The 514-nt window shown below is 53.5% G+C and carries 1 rRNA gene; it reads right to left on the bottom strand.

The window, feature by feature from the left end:
• A 23S ribosomal RNA gene (locus ACQSGY_RS30695) occupies positions 1-514 on the bottom strand; the annotation flags it as partial.

Below are 514 nucleotides of genomic sequence, written 5' to 3'. Positions count from 1 at the left end.
ATCAAGCCATAGCTTCGGTGGTGTGTTTAGCCCCGTTACATTTTCGGCGCAGAGTCACTCGACCAGTGAGCTATTACGCACTCTTTCAATGGTGGCTGCTTCTAAGCCAACATCCTGGTTGTCTGTGCAACTCCACATCCTTTCCCACTTAACACACACTTGGGGACCTTAGCTGATGGTCTGGGCTGTTTCCCTTTTGACAATGGATCTTAGCACTCACTGTCTGACTCCCGGACGTAAGTCTATGGCATTCGGAGTTTGACTGAGCTTGGTAACCCTTGCGGGCCCCGCACCCAATCAGTGCTCTACCTCCACGACTCTATATTCCGAGGCTAGCCCTAAAGCTATTTCGGGGAGAACCAGCTATCTCCGAGTTCGATTGGAATTTCTCCGCTACCCCCACCTCATCCCCGCACTTTTCAACGTGCGTGGGTTCGGGCCTCCAGTGCGTGTTACCGCACCTTCACCCTGGACAGGGGTAGATCACCCGGTTTCGGGTCTACGTCCACGTACT

The organism is Paenibacillus sp. TC-CSREp1 (genome assembly GCF_050171015.1).
Classification (GTDB): Bacteria; Bacillota; Bacilli; order Paenibacillales; family Paenibacillaceae; genus Paenibacillus; species Paenibacillus silvae.
The sequence above is the reverse complement of the archived record's forward strand: the minus strand, read 5'-3'. Positions and strand labels throughout refer to the sequence as shown.